The 16,623-nt window shown below is 64.0% G+C and carries 19 protein-coding genes; 12 read left to right on the top strand and 7 right to left on the bottom strand.

Annotation, left to right across the window (positions count from 1 at the left end; all coding sequences use genetic code 11):
* Nucleotides 1-199 precede the first annotated feature (199 nt).
* The 3 genes from ompA (at nt 200) to VDP74_RS02500 (ending at nt 2,257) form a co-directional block, all read left to right on the top strand.
* Nucleotides 200-769, top strand: a complete 570-nt coding sequence (gene ompA, locus VDP74_RS02510; RefSeq protein ID WP_322998041.1) for an outer membrane protein OmpA — start codon at nt 200-202, stop codon at nt 767-769.
* Between the two features lie 94 nt (nt 770-863).
* Nucleotides 864-1,571, top strand: coding sequence for a bifunctional 2-polyprenyl-6-hydroxyphenol methylase/3-demethylubiquinol 3-O-methyltransferase UbiG (gene ubiG, locus VDP74_RS02505; protein ID WP_322998040.1), 708 nt, complete (start codon nt 864-866; stop codon nt 1,569-1,571).
* 5 nt (nt 1,572-1,576) lie between these two features.
* Nucleotides 1,577-2,257: an HAD-IA family hydrolase gene (locus VDP74_RS02500; protein WP_322998039.1), complete on the top strand. Its 681-nt coding sequence runs from the start codon at nt 1,577-1,579 to the stop codon at nt 2,255-2,257.
* Here VDP74_RS02500 and sstT read toward each other — a convergent pair.
* Nucleotides 2,214-3,446, bottom strand: coding sequence for a serine/threonine transporter SstT (gene sstT / locus VDP74_RS02495; RefSeq protein ID WP_322998038.1), 1,233 nt, complete (start codon nt 3,444-3,446; stop codon nt 2,214-2,216). The genes VDP74_RS02500 and sstT overlap by 44 nt on opposite strands.
* A gap of 218 nt (nt 3,447-3,664) precedes the next feature.
* On the opposite strand from sstT, the gene VDP74_RS02490 reads away from it, so the two are divergent.
* Together VDP74_RS02490 and VDP74_RS02485 are read left to right on the top strand one after the other, a co-directional pair.
* Nucleotides 3,665-4,654, top strand: a complete 990-nt coding sequence (locus VDP74_RS02490; protein ID WP_322998037.1) for a diaminopimelate dehydrogenase — start codon at nt 3,665-3,667, stop codon at nt 4,652-4,654.
* 11 nt (nt 4,655-4,665) lie between these two features.
* Nucleotides 4,666-5,229, top strand: coding sequence for a DUF924 family protein (locus VDP74_RS02485; protein WP_322998036.1), 564 nt, complete (start codon nt 4,666-4,668; stop codon nt 5,227-5,229).
* Nucleotides 5,230-5,253: 24 nt separating this feature from the next.
* Here the strand turns inward: VDP74_RS02485 and VDP74_RS02480 are convergent, their stop codons facing one another.
* Complete coding sequence (locus VDP74_RS02480) at nt 5,254-6,180, bottom strand: DMT family transporter (RefSeq protein ID WP_322998035.1); 927 nt, start codon at nt 6,178-6,180, stop codon at nt 5,254-5,256.
* A gap of 128 nt (nt 6,181-6,308) precedes the next feature.
* Between VDP74_RS02480 and VDP74_RS02475 the strand changes: the two genes are divergently transcribed.
* A complete protein-coding gene (locus VDP74_RS02475; protein WP_322998034.1) occupies nt 6,309-6,656 on the top strand; it encodes a carboxymuconolactone decarboxylase family protein in 348 nt (115 codons plus the stop codon).
* A 92-nt stretch (nt 6,657-6,748) separates the two neighbouring features.
* Nucleotides 6,749-7,468, top strand: a complete 720-nt coding sequence (locus VDP74_RS02470) for an RNA polymerase sigma factor (RefSeq protein ID WP_322998033.1) — start codon at nt 6,749-6,751, stop codon at nt 7,466-7,468.
* Between the two features lie 24 nt (nt 7,469-7,492).
* On the opposite strand, the gene VDP74_RS02465 is transcribed toward VDP74_RS02470, so the two are convergent.
* Both VDP74_RS02465 and VDP74_RS02460 read right to left on the bottom strand, forming a co-directional pair.
* Nucleotides 7,493-8,281 carry a biotin/lipoate A/B protein ligase family protein gene (locus VDP74_RS02465; protein WP_322998032.1) on the bottom strand — a complete coding sequence of 263 codons (789 nt, stop codon included), beginning with the start codon at nt 8,279-8,281 and terminating at the stop codon, nt 7,493-7,495.
* Nucleotides 8,278-8,583, bottom strand: coding sequence for a biotin--protein ligase (locus tag VDP74_RS02460; RefSeq protein WP_322998031.1), 306 nt, complete (start codon nt 8,581-8,583; stop codon nt 8,278-8,280). The genes VDP74_RS02465 and VDP74_RS02460 overlap by 4 nt, the downstream gene beginning before the upstream one ends.
* Nucleotides 8,584-8,641: 58 nt before the next feature.
* Between VDP74_RS02460 and VDP74_RS02455 the strand changes: the two genes are divergently transcribed.
* A complete protein-coding gene (locus VDP74_RS02455) occupies nt 8,642-10,177 on the top strand; it encodes an MDR family MFS transporter (RefSeq protein ID WP_322998030.1) in 1,536 nt (511 codons plus the stop codon).
* Here VDP74_RS02455 and VDP74_RS02450 read toward each other — a convergent pair.
* Together VDP74_RS02450 and VDP74_RS02445 are read right to left on the bottom strand one after the other, a co-directional pair.
* A complete protein-coding gene (locus VDP74_RS02450; protein WP_322998029.1) occupies nt 10,165-10,530 on the bottom strand; it encodes a ribbon-helix-helix domain-containing protein in 366 nt (121 codons plus the stop codon). The genes VDP74_RS02455 and VDP74_RS02450 overlap by 13 nt on opposite strands.
* Before the next feature lie 63 nt (nt 10,531-10,593).
* Nucleotides 10,594-11,172 (bottom strand): DJ-1/PfpI family protein, encoded by a 579-nt coding sequence (locus tag VDP74_RS02445; protein WP_322998028.1) that lies wholly within the window; start codon nt 11,170-11,172, stop codon nt 10,594-10,596.
* Between the two features lie 297 nt (nt 11,173-11,469).
* On the opposite strand from VDP74_RS02445, the gene VDP74_RS02440 reads away from it, so the two are divergent.
* Genes VDP74_RS02440 through VDP74_RS02425 form a run of 4 tightly spaced genes read left to right on the top strand, consistent with a single transcriptional unit; the run spans nt 11,470 to nt 15,651 of the window.
* Nucleotides 11,470-12,438 (top strand): tripartite tricarboxylate transporter substrate binding protein, encoded by a 969-nt coding sequence (locus VDP74_RS02440; protein ID WP_322998027.1) that lies wholly within the window; start codon nt 11,470-11,472, stop codon nt 12,436-12,438.
* Between the two features lie 36 nt (nt 12,439-12,474).
* Nucleotides 12,475-13,998 (top strand): tripartite tricarboxylate transporter permease, encoded by a 1,524-nt coding sequence (locus tag VDP74_RS02435; protein WP_322998026.1) that lies wholly within the window; start codon nt 12,475-12,477, stop codon nt 13,996-13,998.
* Nucleotides 13,999-14,014: 16 nt separating this feature from the next.
* Nucleotides 14,015-14,500, top strand: coding sequence for a tripartite tricarboxylate transporter TctB family protein (locus VDP74_RS02430; RefSeq protein ID WP_322998025.1), 486 nt, complete (start codon nt 14,015-14,017; stop codon nt 14,498-14,500).
* A gap of 59 nt (nt 14,501-14,559) precedes the next feature.
* Complete coding sequence (locus VDP74_RS02425; RefSeq protein ID WP_322998024.1) at nt 14,560-15,651, top strand: tartrate dehydrogenase; 1,092 nt, start codon at nt 14,560-14,562, stop codon at nt 15,649-15,651.
* Between the two features lie 9 nt (nt 15,652-15,660).
* Here the strand turns inward: VDP74_RS02425 and VDP74_RS02420 are convergent, their stop codons facing one another.
* Nucleotides 15,661-16,575 (bottom strand): LysR family transcriptional regulator, encoded by a 915-nt coding sequence (locus tag VDP74_RS02420; protein WP_322998023.1) that lies wholly within the window; start codon nt 16,573-16,575, stop codon nt 15,661-15,663.
* Nucleotides 16,576-16,623 lie beyond the last annotated feature (48 nt).

Raw genomic sequence — 16,623 nt, 5'->3', positions numbered from 1 at the left:
TGGCCCCGGAGTACCAGACAACGCCATCAATACTTAACCCGAGCGAGGAAAATGCCTTAAGATTTCGGCTAACACGCACCAAACCCAGCGCAATTGATAGTTTTCCAACTGGACATTGCTATACTGGAAATGTTCTTTCGAGATGCGGCGGGGGTTCGCTGCGGTCACTTTCAAGCATCATGCTCAAACGAGGAGAAACATGAATAAACCCTCCAAAATCGCTATTGGACTCGCCATTGCTGCTATGGCTGCCATGGGTACCGCGTCGGCCTCCGACAACTGGACCAACGTCGATGGTCACGTCTGGAAAGACGCCAGCGGCCAAAACTGCTGGCGCGATGCATTCTGGACGCCGGCCACCGCTGCTGAAGGTTGCGGCAAGCCCGTCGCCGAAGCCCCTGTCGTCGCCCCGACCGCCAGCAAGGTCGTCCTGAACGCCGACACCTTCTTCGACTTCGACAAGTCCACCATCAAGCCCGAAGGCAAGCAGGTCCTGGATCAGGTTGCTCAGCAAGCCGGTTCCATCAACCTGGAAACCATCATTGCCGTCGGCCACACCGATTCCATCGGTACCGAAGCCTACAACCAGAAGCTGTCCGAGCGTCGTGCCAATTCGGTCAAGCAATACCTGGTCAGCAAGGGCGTTCCGGCTGATCGCATCTATGCCGAAGGCAAGGGCGAACTGCAACCGGTCGCGTCCAACAAGACCCGCGAAGGCCGCGCTCAGAACCGTCGCGTGGAAATCGAAATCGTCGGTACCCGCAAGTAATTCTGCAGGCCGCACGAGCCACCGCGTCCCTGACGCGGCGGCACTCAAGGCTCCGCGCGTGCGGGGCCTTGTTCATTTCTGGAATCCGAAGCCCATGCATGCCACCAACGCCGACCCCGCCGAACTCGATAAATTCAGTGCCCTGGCCTCCAGCTGGTGGGATCCCCAGGGGGATCTGAAGACGCTGCACGACATCAACCCCTTGCGCATGGACTGGATCCGCAGCCAGGCGGGCGACCTGGCCGGCCAGCGCGTGCTGGACATCGGCTGCGGCGGCGGCCTGCTGACCGAAGCCATGGCGGCCGAGGGAGCCCAGGTGACGGGCATCGACCTGGCCAAGGCATCCCTGCAGGTTGCGCGACTGCACGGCCACGAATCCGGCGTCCAGGTCCAATACGAATGCGTCAGCGCCGAAGACTACGCAGAACAGCAGGCCGGGCAATTCGATCTGGTCACCTGCATGGAATTGCTGGAGCACGTGCCCGACCCGGCCGCCGTCGTGCAGGCCTGCGCCCGGCTGGTGCGCCCTGGCGGCCTGGTCTGTTTTTCGACGCTGAACCGCAACCCGAAATCCTTTCTGCTGGCGATCGTGGCTGCCGAATATCTGCTGCGCATGGTGCCCAAGGGCACGCACAGCTACGAGCAGTTCATCACGCCCAGCGAGCTGGCTGGCGCAGTCCGGTCGGCTGGCCTGGACGTCAGCGCGCTCAGCGGGCTGGAATACCTGCCACTGACCCGCCAATATCGCCTGGCGCCGGACACGGGCGTGAACTACATGATGGCGGCTCGCCGCCCGGAATGAATGCCATGCACCCCTGCCTCGTTCTTTTCGACTTCGACGGCACCCTGGCCGACACTGCCCCCGACCTGGCGGCGGCAGCCAACCGCCAGCGCGGCTATCGAGGGCTGGACCCCCTGCCCTACGAGTCCTTGCGCCCCTACGCCTCGCACGGCGCGCGCGGCCTGCTGAAGGTGGCGCTGGACCTGGACCCGGGCACCGAAGACTATGAACGCAGCCGCCAGCAGTTCCTGCAGGACTATGCCCGGGACATGCTGGTGCATACCCGCCTGTTCGCAGGCATCGATACCCTGCTGGATCAGCTGGCCGAGGCCTCGATGGGTTGGGGCATTGTGACCAACAAGGTCGAATCCCTGGCCCTGCCCATCGTGCGCCACCTGGGGCTGGAGCCCCGCTGCCGCGTGACAGTGGGCGGCGACACCACGCCCCACACGAAACCGCACCCCGAACCCCTGCTGCACGCCGCCCGGCAGGCGGGCTATGCACCGTCCCAGTGCCTGTACGTGGGCGACGACGAGCGCGACATCCTGGCGGGCAAGGCCGCCGGCATGGCCACCGTGGCCGCCGGCTACGGCTACTGCTCGGACGACCCGGCCGGCTGGCTGGCGGACGCCATCGCCCGCCAGCCCGAGGACCTGTGGCCGATCATCCAGCGTTGGGCGCAAGGCGAGCCGAGCCCGCAGCGGTAAACAGCACGTCGGTCGAGGAATTCAGGGCGGTTTCCGCCGAATCCTGCAGCACGCCGATGATGAAGCCCACACCGACGACCTGCATCGCCAGGTCATTGGAAATGCCGAACAGGCTGCAGGCGACCGGAATCAACAGCAGGGACCCGCCGGCCACGCCCGACGCACCGCAGGCGCATACCGCCGCCACAATGCTCAGCAGCAATGCCGTGAACAGATCCACGGACACCCCCAGCGTATTGACGGCGGCCAGCGTCAGCACCGTGATGGTGATGGCCGCGCCCGCCATATTGATCGTGGCCCCCAGGGGAATCGACACGGAATAGGTGTCTTCTTCCAGCCCCAGCTTTTCACAGAGCGCCATATTGACCGGGATGTTGGCCGCCGAACTGCGGGTGAAGAACGCGGTCACCCCTGATTCCCGCAGGCAGGTGAAGACCAGGGGGTAAGGATTGGCACGGATGCGCCAGAAAACGAGCAGGGGATTGACCACCAGGGCCACGAACGCCATGCAGCCCAGCAGCACCACGAGCAGGCGGGCATAGTCCAGCAGCGCGCCAAAGCCGGTTTCGGCAATAGTGGCGGCGACCAGGCCGAAGATCCCGATCGGCGCCATGCGGATGACGATGCGCACGATGAAAGACAACCCCAGGGACAGATCGGCCATGACGTGCTTGGTGGACTCACGGGCATGGCGCAAGGCCAGGCCCAGGCCCACCGCCCAGGCCAGGATGCCAATGTAATTGGCCTCCAGCAGGGCGCGCACCGGATTGTCCACTACGCTCAGCAACAGATTGCGCAAGACCTCGATCACGCCGCTGGGCGGCGTCAGGGCGGCGTCTCCCATCTGCAGCCGGATGGTCAGGGGGAACATGAAACTGGCCACCACGGCCACCAGGGCAGCGGCAAAGGTACCGATCAGATACAGGCGCAGGATAGGCCCCAGCGAGACCCGGGCGCCCTTGCGATGGTTGGCGATGGATGCCGCCACCAGCACGAACACCAGCAAGGGGGCGACCGACTTCAGGGCGGTGACGAACAGCCCGCCCAGCAGGCTGACTGCCCGAGCGGTCTCGGGTGACAGGTAAGCCAGCAACACGCCGGCCACCAGGCCGACGAGGATCTGTGCTACCAGGCTGCCGTTGCTGACGAAATGCAGCAGCGGATTGGGTTTGGAGGCGGACGACGCCATAGGGAAACTCCATGATGAACTTCTGGCCACGGACCAGGAAGATCAGCCATGTACCTACCCCATACCACCCTGCCCGACACCAGCGGCAGGGTGCCGCGCCCAGCTTGAAATGGCCGCCATTCTATCATCCGCCGGAACGGCGCCCTGCGCTGCGTCCGCTGCAAGCCGATACAATGAAACCCCGCCGTACGCGGCTGACCTCGATCCAAAGGATATTCATGGCTTCATCCCCCATCCGCATCGGCATCGCCGGCTATGGCAATCTGGGCCGTGGCGCACAGGCGGCCATCGCCCGTCATGCCGACATGCAGCTGGTCGGCGTCTTCACGCGCCGCGATCCGGCCGCCCTGGCGCTGGATGACCCATCTGTGCCGGTCTGGTCGCTGGCCGATGCAGCGGCCCACCGGGATGATATCGACGTGCTGATCCTGTGCGGGGGCTCGAAGGACGACCTGCCCACCCAGGGGCCCGAGCTGGCCCGGTGGTTCACCACGGTGGACAGCTACGACACCCATGCCCGGATTCCGCAGTACTTCCAGGCCGTCGACGAAGTGGCGCGGGCGCATGGCAACCTGTCCATCCTGGCCGTCGGCTGGGACCCTGGCCTGTTCTCCATCAACCGCCTGATGGGCGAAGCCATCCTGCCCCAGGGCGCCACCTACACGTTCTGGGGCAAGGGCCTGAGCCAGGGGCATTCCGACGCCATCCGGCGCGTGCCCGGCGTTGCCGGCGGCGTGCAGTACACCATCCCCGTGCCGGCTGCGGTCGAGCGCGTCAGGGCGGGCCAGCAGCCACAGCTGAGCACCCGCGAAAAACACACACGTGAATGCTATGTGGTCCTGCAGGCCGGGGCCGATGCCCGGCAGGTAGAACAGGCCATCGTGACCATGCCGGATTATTTCGCCGACTACGACACCACGGTACACTTCATCGACGCCGAGACCTTGCGGCGCGACCACGCCGGCATGCCGCATGGCGGCTTCGTCATCCGCAGCGGCGAATCCGGCCACGGCGACCAGCAGGTGGTGGAATATTCCCTGAAGCTGGCCAGCAATCCGGGATTCACCTCCAGTGTGCTGGTCGCCTACGCACGGGCGGCCTGGCGCATGAAATCCGGTGGCGAAGCCGGCGCGCGCACGGTTTTCGACGTGGCCCCAGGCCTGCTGTCCCCCAAATCGGCGGCCGATCTGCGCCGTGAACTGCTCTAGGAACCCCCACCATGCATCCTGCCCATCCCGATCACGCCGGCATTCCGCATACTGCCCAAGCCATGGTGGATTTCTGGCGGGATGCGGGGCCCGCCCGATGGTTCGCCAAAGACGAGGCCTTCGACTCGGCCTTGCGCAGCCGTTTCTACGATGCCCATTACGCGGCGGCCCGTCAGGAACTGGAAGCCTGGCTGCAGCAGCCCGAATCCGCCCTGGCGCTGATCCTGCTGCTGGACCAGTACCCGCGCAATGCCTTTCGCGACACGGGCCACATGTTCGCCACCGACGGGTTGGCGCTGGCCTATGCCCGCCGCAGCCTGGTTTTCCTGGACCAGATCGAACCCGATCTGCGCAACTTCATCTGCCTGCCCTTCATGCACGCTGAAGACCTGGCCATCCAACGGGAAGCCGTCGTGCTCTATCAGCAGCACGCGCCGGCTTCTCTGCACTGGGCCCAGGTGCATCACGACATCATCGCCCAGTTCGGCCGATTCCCCCACCGCAATGCCGCGCTGGGGCGCGTCACGACGCCGGAAGAACAGGCATTCCTGGATTCAGGGGGGTTCGCGGGATAAGCCCGAACCCGCACACCGGCTGATTCACGCGCCTCGGCTGATCCGCCACTGCGCATACCACCCGTAGCCGCTGAGAAGCACGACGCCGACCACCACCAGCAAAGATCCCAGCAAAAAGCCCGGCCCGATGGGCTCGTCCAGCAGCCAGGCACCCAGGATCACGCCGAACAGCGGCGTCAGGAAGGAAAACACGCCCAGGCGCGAAGCCAGGTATTTCGTCAGCAGCCAGAACCAGGCCAAGTAACTGAGAAACGCCACAAAAACGACCTGGAAGGCCAGACCGGCCCAGACCAGCGGCGAGGGATGAAAGGTCGTCTGCCCCATCAGCACCGCTGCCAGCAACAAGAGCGCCGAGCCGCCCACCAATTGATACATCAAGGTCTGGCTGGCCGGCAATGAAGCCAGCGGCGTCACCCGGACCACGACGGTCGTCGCCCCCCAGGCCGCGCCTCCCAGCAAGGCCAGCAGATCGCCCCAGAGCATGGCGCCGGCCTGTGCCGGCACATGGTCTCCGCGCACCAGAAAGGCGATCCCCACACCGGCAAACGCCAGAATGACCCCGCCCCACTGCACAGCCGCCAGGCGCTCTTCGGCCAGCTTCCAGTGCAATCCGATGGCCGCGAAGATGGGCGCCGTGTACAGCAGGACGACCACGTGGCCGGCTGTGGTGAAGCGCAGGCTTTCCCCGATCAGGACGAATTCCAGCGCATACAGGGCGCCCGCGCACAGCCCGGGTTTCCAGAGCGACAGGGCCGTACCGATACGCTCGCGCCGTCCGACCATCACCAGAGCGACCAGCAGGCCGCCGAGCGCCGTGCGCAGGCCGATCTGGAAGACCGGTGAAAAATCATCCGTCGTGGCCTTGAGCGCAATCTGCTGCATCGCCCAGATCAGACACAGCAGCAACATGAGCCCCGATGCCCGGCCATCCATGGGTTGACGGTGTTCCACGCGAGAGTTCCTTGATCAAAGCCTGTATTGTAGGGTGCCTCCACCCTGTCTGCGGCAGGGGCTCCCTGGCCTCCGGCAGGCGCCGGGTCTATGATGACAAGGCATCAACTTCGCATCAGGAGCAGCCCATGGACTCACCCATGTACCCCCACGCCACTGCCGACCTGGCCAAGCGCCGCGCCGAACTGGCCCCGGAACCCCTGGCTGCCTTCAAGGCATTCAGCAAGGCGGTCTTCGCGCCGGGCGCGCTGGACGCCAAAACCAAGCAGCTGATCGCCGTGGCGGTGGCCCACGTCACCCAATGTCCCTATTGCATCAAGGGCCACACGGAAGGCGCGGCACGGGCTGGGGCCACGGATGCCGAAATCATGGAGGCCATCTGGGTTGCCGCCGAAATGCGAGCCGGCGGGGCCTATGCGCATTCCAACCTGGCGCTGCAGACCCTGGACGGCCTGCACGGCAAGGATCACGCCTGATCCTCCCCCCTTGCAATCATCATGCCGGACGGTGAAACGTTTTGCCGTCCGACATCATCCAATAACGTCCAGGGCTTATTCGGGGAAGTACAGTGGATACTCAAGCTCAGCACGATTTGACAAAAGAAAGCGATCTATCGCTGATTGCCTGGTGTCGCGCCGGCAATCTGCAGGCGTTCGACCTGCTGATGCGCCGGCACAACCAGCAGCTCTACAGAGCAGCACGCAGCATCCTGCACGACGAGGCCGAGGCCGAGGACGCAGTCCAGGAAGCCTGGTGGAAGGCCTTCCAGCACCTGGCGGACTTCCGGGCCGACGCACAACCCGCCACGTGGCTGACGCGCATCACCGTCAACGAGGCCCTGATGCGCCGTCGACGAAACAAAACCCGCGAAGCCCACATCCAATCGGCATACCAGGTTTCCACCGAACAGAACAGCATGCTTGCGCCCGGCTCCAACCTCCCCGCTCCCGATACCTCCCGCCCCGACCAGGCTGCCTGGCGGGCGGAACTGCGCCACCAGATCGAACGGCACATCGACGCCCTGCCCGATATCTACCGGACGGTCTTCATGCTGCGCGGGGTCGAAGAAATGTCCGCCGCCGAGGTCGCCCAGGCGCTCGACATGCCCGAAGCCACGGTGCGGGTGCGCTTCATGCGGGCCCGTCGTCTGCTGCAGGACGGGCTGAAGCAGGATTTCGACCCCAGCGTCGCCGATGCCTTCTCTTTCGCCGGCGAGCGTTGCAACCGCATCGTCGCCGGGGTCCATGCCCGGATGCGGGCAGCCGGCATCCTTAAGGATCCGGACTAGTCAGACACACGGTGGCCCCCCAGGTCAGGGCACCTTGGATTGCCATTCCGGGGTGCCGAATTTTTCCCGGATCAGGCGCTCGGCCTGGGCCAGTTCTTCGGCAGTCAAGGTGTCGTCCCGCAGGCCATTGCGCTGCCGGAAGGTCTCCAGCATGCGGGCGATGATGGCTTCCCGGGGCAGACCGGTCTGGCTGCGCAGCGGATCGACGCGCTTGGCCGCCGAGGTCGTGCCCTTGTCCGATAGCTTTTCCCGACCGATGCGCAGGACCTGCAGCATCTTCACCGCGTCGATGTCATAGGCCATGGTCACGTGATGCAGCACGGCGCCACCCCGGCGTGCCTGGGCTGCGCCGCCGATCTTGCCGCCATCAGAAGTAATGTCGTTCAGCGGCTGGTACCGGGCCTTGATGCCCAGGTCTCCCAGGGCCTGCAGGACAAAATCGTCCATATAGGCATAGGCATCCCGGAAACTCATGCCGTCCACCAGGGACAGCGGCGCATAGATCGAATAGGTGATCGCGTTGCCGGGTTCGATGAACATGGCGCCGCCGCCGCTGATGCGACGCACGACCTGAATGCCGTGCGCCTGGGCCGCCTGCGCGTCGACTTCGTTCTTCAGGGACTGGAAAATGCCGATGACGACCGCCGGCGCCCCCCATTCCCAGATGCGCAAGGTCGGCGCGCGGCGCCCGGCGGCGACCTCGTCCAGCAGCACCTGATCCAGAGCAACATGCTGCAGCGGCGACAGCGGCGCCGGATGCAGCAGCCGCCAGTTGAAGTCGGTCCATGCGCTGCGGTTTGTGGCGTCATTCATGCCAGTGCCCTCCCGATGACGACCGCTATGCCTTCCGGGGTCAGGCCGAACATCTCGACATCCGCCGCCAGTGCGCGGTTCACCGCCCGGGTCAGCTGCGCCGCATCAGCATCGGCGGGCAGGCCTTCCAGCGCCGCGTTGATGGCATCCAGGGCCTCGGGCGGCTCGAGGAAGAAATCGCCCGACAGCCGCACATGCCTCAAGCGGCCGTCCAGGACCTGCAGGTCCACCACCACCAGTTTCCCGCCCGGGATCTTGTATTCCCCATGCCCCTGCCGGGGGCTCGGCCTTGTGTCATACATCCCTGTTTTCCATGTTCTGCGTGGACTAAGATGGAAGCCTTGTCGCACTGCCGCCATTATGACCGTGATCGCGCCGGAAACGCCGGATTCTCCCTACAGCCCTCCTGCCGAACCCACCCCGGTCGCCCACCGGGGCTGGATCCTCGCCGCACTGATGCTGACCATGTCGCTGGCGGCCATGGACATCACCATCGTTGCCACCGTCATTCCGCAGATCGTCGGTGATCTGGGCGGCTTCGACCGGTTCACCTGGCTGTTCTCCATCTACCTGCTGGCCCAGACCGTCACCATCCCCATCTACGGCAAACTGGCCGACCTGTACGGCCGCAAACCTGTACTGATAGGGGGATCCGCCCTGTTCCTGCTGGGCTCGGCAGCCTGCGCCCTGGCCTGGGGCATGATTCCGTTGATCGTCTTTCGCGCCGTCCAGGGCCTGGGAGCCGGGTCCATCATGGCCACGGTCAACACCCTGGCAGGCGATCTGTATTCCACCCGCGAACGCGCCCGGGTCCAGGGCTGGCTGTCCAGCGTCTGGGGCATCGCCGCCATCGTCGGCCCCACCCTGGGGGGCGCCTTCGCCGAATACGCCACCTGGCGCTGGGTCTTTCTGATCAACCTGCCCATCGGCCTGGCCGCCATCGCCCTGATCGCCCGCTACCTGCACGAACACGCGCCTGCCCGCCGGCATGCCATCGATTACATCGGCGCCATCCTGATGATGCTGACAGGGGCCATCGGGGTTTTCGGCCTGCTGCAAGGCGGCAACGCCTGGGACTGGCTCTCCGTGTCCAGCCTGGCGACCTTCGCCCTGGTGGCAGTGCTGATGATCGCCACCGTGATGCGAGAGCGGCGCGCCGCCGAACCCATCATGCCCGGCTGGGTCTGGCGCCACCGGCTGATGCTGGGCTCGAACCTGGGGGTGCTGGGCATGGGCCTGGTCATGATGGCGCCAGGCACCTACCTGCCGGTCTTCGCGCAATCCGTCATGGGCCTGGGCCCGATCAGCGCCGGCCTGGTCCTGGCCAGCATGAGTCTGGGCTGGGTCTCCGCATCCGCCTGGTCGGGGCGCCTGTACCTGCAGTTCGGCTTCCGGGACACCGCGCTGTTTGGTGGCGCCCTGATCCTGCTGGCAGTCCTGGGGTTCGTCGCGCTACCGCCCCAACCCGCCACCTGGCTGGTCACGGCGGATCAGATCCTGCTGGGCGCCGGCTTTGGCATGCTGTCCACGCCACTGCTGGTCGGCGTGCAATCCGTCGTCCCCTGGAACCAGCGGGGTGTGGCGACCAGCGCCAATATGTGGTCGCGCTACCTGGGCCAGAGCCTGGGGGCCGCCGTGGTCGGTGCGCTGTTCAACAACGCCATGCGCAACGCGCTGGAGGCCGCCCCGTCCACCCTGAGCGGCGCCCTGCCCGCCGTGAATGACGTGATCACGGCGCTGCAGACCGACCCAGCCACATCCGCCAGCCGCCAGTATCTGCTGACGGCCTTCGATACGGCTACCCACCAAGTCTATGTGGGGATGATCGGAATAGCGCTGCTGACGCTGCTGGCCGTGCTGTTGATGCCGCGGCGCACCGGGCATCAGGCCGCCTGACCCGCGCACAGCAGTTCCGGCAGATCCCGCAAGACGGCCTTGGCATCCAGCGAACGCAGCGGCACGCCTGCATCCGCCGGGATGCGGCCATCGACCTGCAGCATCTGGTAGCGCAGGCAGCAGACCCGCAGGAACGAAGCAAAGTTGCCTGTTTCACCCCGGTACTGCAGCAATTCGTCGTACAGGCGTTCGATCAACTGCGTCACCCGCATGCCATCGCGCCGTGCGATGTCTTCCAGCACATGCCAGAACAGGTGTTCCAGGCGCACGCTGGTCGCCACGCCATGCAGGCGCAGCGAACGGCTTTCACTGTCGTAGGACCGGGGATTGGCCCGGATGAAGATTTCACACATGGCATAAGATCCCGAACAGGCGCGTCATCCCCTGATTGTAGAGACTGGCGCCGGCTTGGGAAATCAGTGCTGGACGCGCGTGCCCAGGACGGCCAGGAACTGGGCGATCCAGGCCGGGTGCGCAGGCCAGGCCGGAGCCGTGACCAGATTGCCGTCCGTATGCGCCTGATCCACCGCGATATCGGCATACTGACCGCCAGCCAGGCGGACTTCCGCCGCGCAGGCCGGATAGGCGGAACACGTGCGACCTTGCAGCACACCGGCCGCCGCCAGCAGTTGCGCCCCGTGGCAGATCGACGCGATGGGTTTGTTGGCACTCTGGAAGTGCCGCACGATCTCCAGCACACGCTCGTCCATGCGCAGATATTCCGGCGCGCGGCCCCCGGGGATGACCAGACCGTCATAGGCAGCCGCATCCACGGCATCGAAATCCCGGTTCACCGTGAAGCGATGTCCGGGCTTTTCGCTATAGGTCTGGGCACCATCGAAATCGTGCACCGCCGTGGCGACCCATTCCCCCGCCTTTTTTCCCGGGCACACCGCATCGACGTGATGCCCGACGGCCTGCAAGGCCTGGAACGGCACCATGACTTCATAGTCTTCGACGTAGTCGCCCACCAGCATCAACAATTTCTTGGCCATCATCTGTCTCCTGTCCTGAGTTGTAGAGATCAGGTCCATTGTGATGCTTTCGACGGGACGCCGGGTAGTATGCACATACCGCCCGGGCGTCTGCATGCAGCCAGGAAAACAGCGCATGAGGCCTGAAGCATTTGTGAATTTCAGTTAAACAAGCTTTGCATACACCCCTGAATCATCAAAAGCTGGTTGATTAGAATAAAGGACAGCAGGCTCGACGGACAGCCGGGCATGCACAGAAAATGGCCGAAGTATCCGGCTCCTCCGGAACCATTCGGTCCAACTCGAGGAGACATACTGATGAAGCAACCCATCCGTACCCTTGCAGGCGTCACACTGGCCATGGCGGCCATCGGGTTCTCGACTCCCAGCCTGGCTGAATTTCCCGACAAGCCTCTGACCTACATCATGGCCTTCAACCCAGGCGGTGAATCCGACATCACGGCCCGCATCCAGGAAGGACCGCTGGAAAAGGTACTCGGCCAGGACGTCAACATCGTCTACAAAATCGGCGGGGGCGGATCGGTGGGCTGGTCCGAGCTGGTCCATTCAAAACCCGACGGCTACACCTTTGCAGGACACAACTTGCCCCACATCGTGCTGCAACCCATGGAGCGCGGCGATGCGGGCTTCAAGACCCTGGATCTGAAGAGCATCTACTTCTTCGAAAGCACGCCTGATCTGCTGGTGGTGCGCCAGGACAGTCCGTTCAAGACCTTGAAAGACTTCATCGATTACGCCAAAAGCCAGCCACCCGGTGTGGTGACGGTGGGCGGCAGCGGTTCCTCCAGCGCCAATGACCTTGGCACCACCATGCTGAACAAAGCGGCCGGCATCAAACTCACCTACATCCCTTTCAGCGGCAGCGGCGCAGCTGTACCGGCCCTGCTGGGCGGTCACGTCACAGCGCTCATGACTTACTCAACCATGGGTGTCCAGTACAAAGACAAATTCCGTGCGCTGGCCATCGCATCCGAGGAACGCATGGGCGTGCTGGGCGACGTCCCGACGTTCAAGGAACTCGGCTACGAGGTGGTCGAAGGTGCCTACCGCGGAGTGGCCGCGCCTCCGGGAACGCCGGATGACCGCGTGAAGGTCCTGGCCGACGCCTTCGAAAAGGTCATGAAGGACCCTGAGGTCAAGAAGAAAATGGACGAGAACGGCTTCAAGATCGAATACATGGGTCCGGAAGCATCTCTCGAACTGGTCAAAAAGAAAATGGTCGAGTACAAGGCGCTCATGACGGAGATGGGCCGCCTGAAGAAATAAGCCATTCGTCCCGCCACTTTCTCGAACAGGTAATCCATGACTGAAGCCATCTGGCAAGGCCTCATCCATCTCCTTTCCTTTCACAACCTGGCCCTGATTGTGGCAGGCACCGTCGCCGGCATGGTGATCGGCGCGCTGCCGGGCCTGACGGCCACCATGGCTGTCGCCCTGCTAGTGCCGTTCACCTTCAGCATGGACCCAGTCGGCGGGCTGGTCCTACTGGGCTCCATCTATATGGGTGCCATCTACGGCGGCTGCTTCAGCGCCATTCTGATCAACACCCCCGGCACACCCAGCTCCATCGGCACTACGTTTGATGGCTATCCCATGGCTCGTCAGGGGCGCGGCGAAGAAGCCGTCATCGGCGCCACCGTGGGGTCGGCCATCGGCGGGGTGTTCGGCGTCATCTGCCTGATTTTTCTCAGCCCGCTGCTGGCCGACATCGCGCTGCGCTTTGGACCGGCGGAATACTTCTGGGTAGGGGTTTTCGGCATCACCATCATTTCCAGCCTGTCGTCGGGCGCGTTTCTCAAGGGCATGACGGGCGCTGCGTTCGGCATTCTGGTCTCCACCATCGGCATCGCCCCCGTGGGCGGCGATGTGCGGTTTACCTTCGGCTTCCCCGCCATGCAAGCGGGAGTCGATCTGATCGTGATCCTGATCGGCCTGTTCTGCATCCCCGAGCTCCTGAACCTGGTCTTTCATTCATCCAGCGGCAAAAAAAGCATTGATTACAAGCGCGCCAAAGGCGTGCTGGGCACGACGGTCCGGCGTGTCTTCGCCATGCCGGGCAATCTGCTGCGCTCTTCCATCATCGGCACGGTGGTGGGCATCCTGCCCGGCGCCGGGGGCAGTATCGCCAATCTCGTCTCATACAACGAAGCAAAACGGGCTGCGAAGCACCCAGAGGAATTCGGCACCGGAAAGCTCGATGGCGTGGTGGCGACTGAAACCGCCAACAATGCCGTGGTGGGAGGTGGCCTGATCCCCTTGCTCACGCTGGGCATTCCGGGCGCACCGCCCGATGCCATCATCTACGGCGCCCTGATGATGCAGGGGCTACGCCCCGGCCCAGAACTGTTTGCCGAGCACGCGGACATCACCTATACCTTCATGCTGGGCGTGGGGCTGTCGGCGCTGGTGATGGTGCCTGTCGGCCTTTATGGCGGACGCCTGCTGGCCCGGTTCGTCTCACGACTCCCGGTACGTTATCTGGTACCCGGCATCGCCATTCTGACCATCGTGGGTTCCTATGCCATCCGCAACAACTTCCTGGACGTCATGCTGATGTTGGGTTTCGGCGTAGCGGGCTACGTCCTGCGCTGGCTTGGCTTCAGTGCGGCCCCCATCGTGCTGGGCCTGATTCTCGGGCCCATCATGGAAACCGGCCTGGTGCAGGCGAATCTGATGGGCGCGGCCTACACCCATTCCTGGTATGCCCTGTTTGTGAACCCGCTGTCCTGGATCCTGATCGGCCTATCGCTGTTCTCGTTCCTGTGGCCCTACTTCGGCCCATCGACGATATGGCTGCGGCGCCGTGCATCCCGCACCCCGTCCTGAACGCTAGGAGCACACCATGAGCCCTCTTTTCCGCGACCGTCTGGGATCACTGCTGATGATCGCCTTCATCGCCGTGCTGTGGAGCCAGCGCGATTACAGCAGCCGTTTCGGCGGCCTTTTCCCAGACACCATCATGGCCATCATGGCTCTGTTTGTAGCCCTGACCTTGATCCTATCCTTCACTCCCTGGTCCGTCCGGCTCGAAAAAAGCAGCGACGAGGCCGACGGCACAGATGGCGCCCGGCGCACCACGCAGCGCCGCCAGGTACTGGTCGTCATCATCCTGATGGCCCTCTGGACGGGCCTGTATCAGTCCGTCGGTTTTGCCATCACGGGCACGCTGGGATTCGCAGCTATCGCATGGTATCTCGGCGATCGACAGAAGGGCCTGCGCGGCCTGGCGACGGCCCTGGCCTACGGAGCGCTCGTCAGCTTCGTGGTCTACACCGTGTTCGACTACTTCCTGCTGGTGCCCCTGCCTGCCGGCTTTCTGTTGGGCTGACCCCAGGCCAAGAACCCATCCATGCCGGCCCACGTCACACGGATCACCAGGTACGAACCATGAAACCACTACACATCGCCGTCATCCCAGGAGACGGCATCGGCCGCGAGGTCATGCCCGAGGCGCTGCGCGCACTCAAGGCATTGGGCGCGGGACATGCTCTGAACCTGCAGTTCCAGCCATTCGATTGGGCCTGCGCGGAATACTGGCAAGCGCACGGCTCGATGATGCCCCAGGACTGGTTCGAGCAGATCCGCCATTTCGACGCCATCCTGTTCGGAGCGGTCGGCTGGCCCGCAGTGGTGCCCGACCATATTTCATTATGGGGGTCTCTGCTGAAGTTCCGCCGAGAATTCGACCAATACATCAACCTGCGGCCAGTACGACTCATGCCGGGCGTACCGTCTCCTTTGGCTGGCCGGACGCCTGGCGATATCGACTTCATGGTGGTGCGTGAAAATACCGAGGGCGAATACACCGATCTGGGCGGGCGGCTCTACCAGGGTACCGACCGAGAAATCGTCATCCAGGAATCCGTCTTTTCGCGCCACGGCGTGGACCGCGTTCTCAAGTACGCCTTCGAGCTTGCCCAGCGCCGCCCCCGCCGCCACCTGACAGCTGCCACCAAGTCCAACGGCATTGCCATCAGCATGCCGTACTGGGACGAACGCCTCAAGGCCATGGCCGAACACTACCCGCAGATCACGTGGGACAAGCACCATATCGATATTCTCTGCGCCCGATTCGTCCTGCAGCCAGACCGCTTCGACGTAGTCGTGGCATCGAATCTCTTTGGCGACATCCTGTCCGATCTGGGACCAGCCTGCACCGGCACAATCGGGATTGCCCCTTCGGCCAACCTGAACCCGGAGCGCCACTTTCCCTCGCTCTTTGAACCGGTGCACGGATCCGCGCCAGACATCTACGGCCGGAACATCGCCAACCCCGTGGGCATGATCTGGTCCGCAGCCATGATGCTGGAATTCTTCGGCCAACGGGAACCCGCCTGTCTGAACGCGTCAAATACGCTCATGGAAGCCATCGAGTACGTGCTGAGCCAGGGCCCCCGGACCCCGGACCTGGGCGGCCAAGCCAACACCACCCAGATGGGGCAAGCCATCGCTGACCGCATCGCAGCGGCCACTCGTTGAACCATGGCCTCAGGGTTTGCCGCTCAGCTCGGCGGCGAGAAAATCGACAAAAGCGCGCACCCGCGTCGAAAACTGGTGCCGCTGGGCGTACACCGCATGAACATCCGCCTCCGGCGTCGCATAATCGGGCAAGAGAAGCACCAGTCGCCCATCCGCCAGATATTCCTGGATGTCCCACTCGGCCCGCATGAGCACGCCATGGCCGTCCAGTGCCCAATTGACGGCGATCTCGCCATCATTGGTGGTCAACGGCCCGTGAATCCGGACTGTCTCTGCTTTTCCCGCGCCACCGCGACGGCTGCTCAGGCGCCAGACACCATAGGCCTCATCTCCCTGGCGGATTCCAATGCAACTGTGCTTCGCCAGATCGCGCGGTGTCAGCGGCACCCCACGCCGGGCCAGGTAGGCAGGTGAGGCGCACAGAATACGCCGATTCGGCGCCAGGCGCCGGGCGACCACCCGGCCGTCCGGTGGCTCTCCAAACCGGATACAGACGTCGTAGGCATCATCCGTCAGCGGCGGCGGTGTCACGGACAACTGAAGCTGTACAGACACGTCAGGGTAGGTTTCCACAAAACGCGAAATCGCAGGAGCCACATGACTGCGTCCGAACCCCAACGTGGCGTTCACCCGCAGCAGGCCCGTGGGACGCTGGCGAGCGCCTCCCAAGAGGCTGCTCAGCGTCTCGATCTCTTCAAGAATATGCCGTGCATGCGTCAGGTAGACCTCACCTTCCGGGGTCAGTTGCATGCGGCGCGTCGTCCGATTCACCAGCGGCACGCCAGCTCGGCGCTCCATCAGTGCCAGGCGCTTGCTGACGGCGGCAGGCGTCAGGCCAAGCTCGCGGGCGGCGGCGCTTAGGCTTCCCGCCGAGGCCAGCATGGAGAAAAATCCGAAATCCGCCGCCTGTACCGATTCCTTCATGCGATCACCTATGAATTGAAGTTAAGCATGCTGTGTTCTCAAGGCCAT

The organism is Castellaniella sp., assembly GCF_034674885.1.
In the GTDB taxonomy this organism is placed as follows: domain Bacteria; phylum Pseudomonadota; class Gammaproteobacteria; order Burkholderiales; family Burkholderiaceae_B; genus Castellaniella.
Note: the sequence above shows the minus strand (reverse complement) of the source record. Positions and strands in the feature narration are given on the sequence as shown.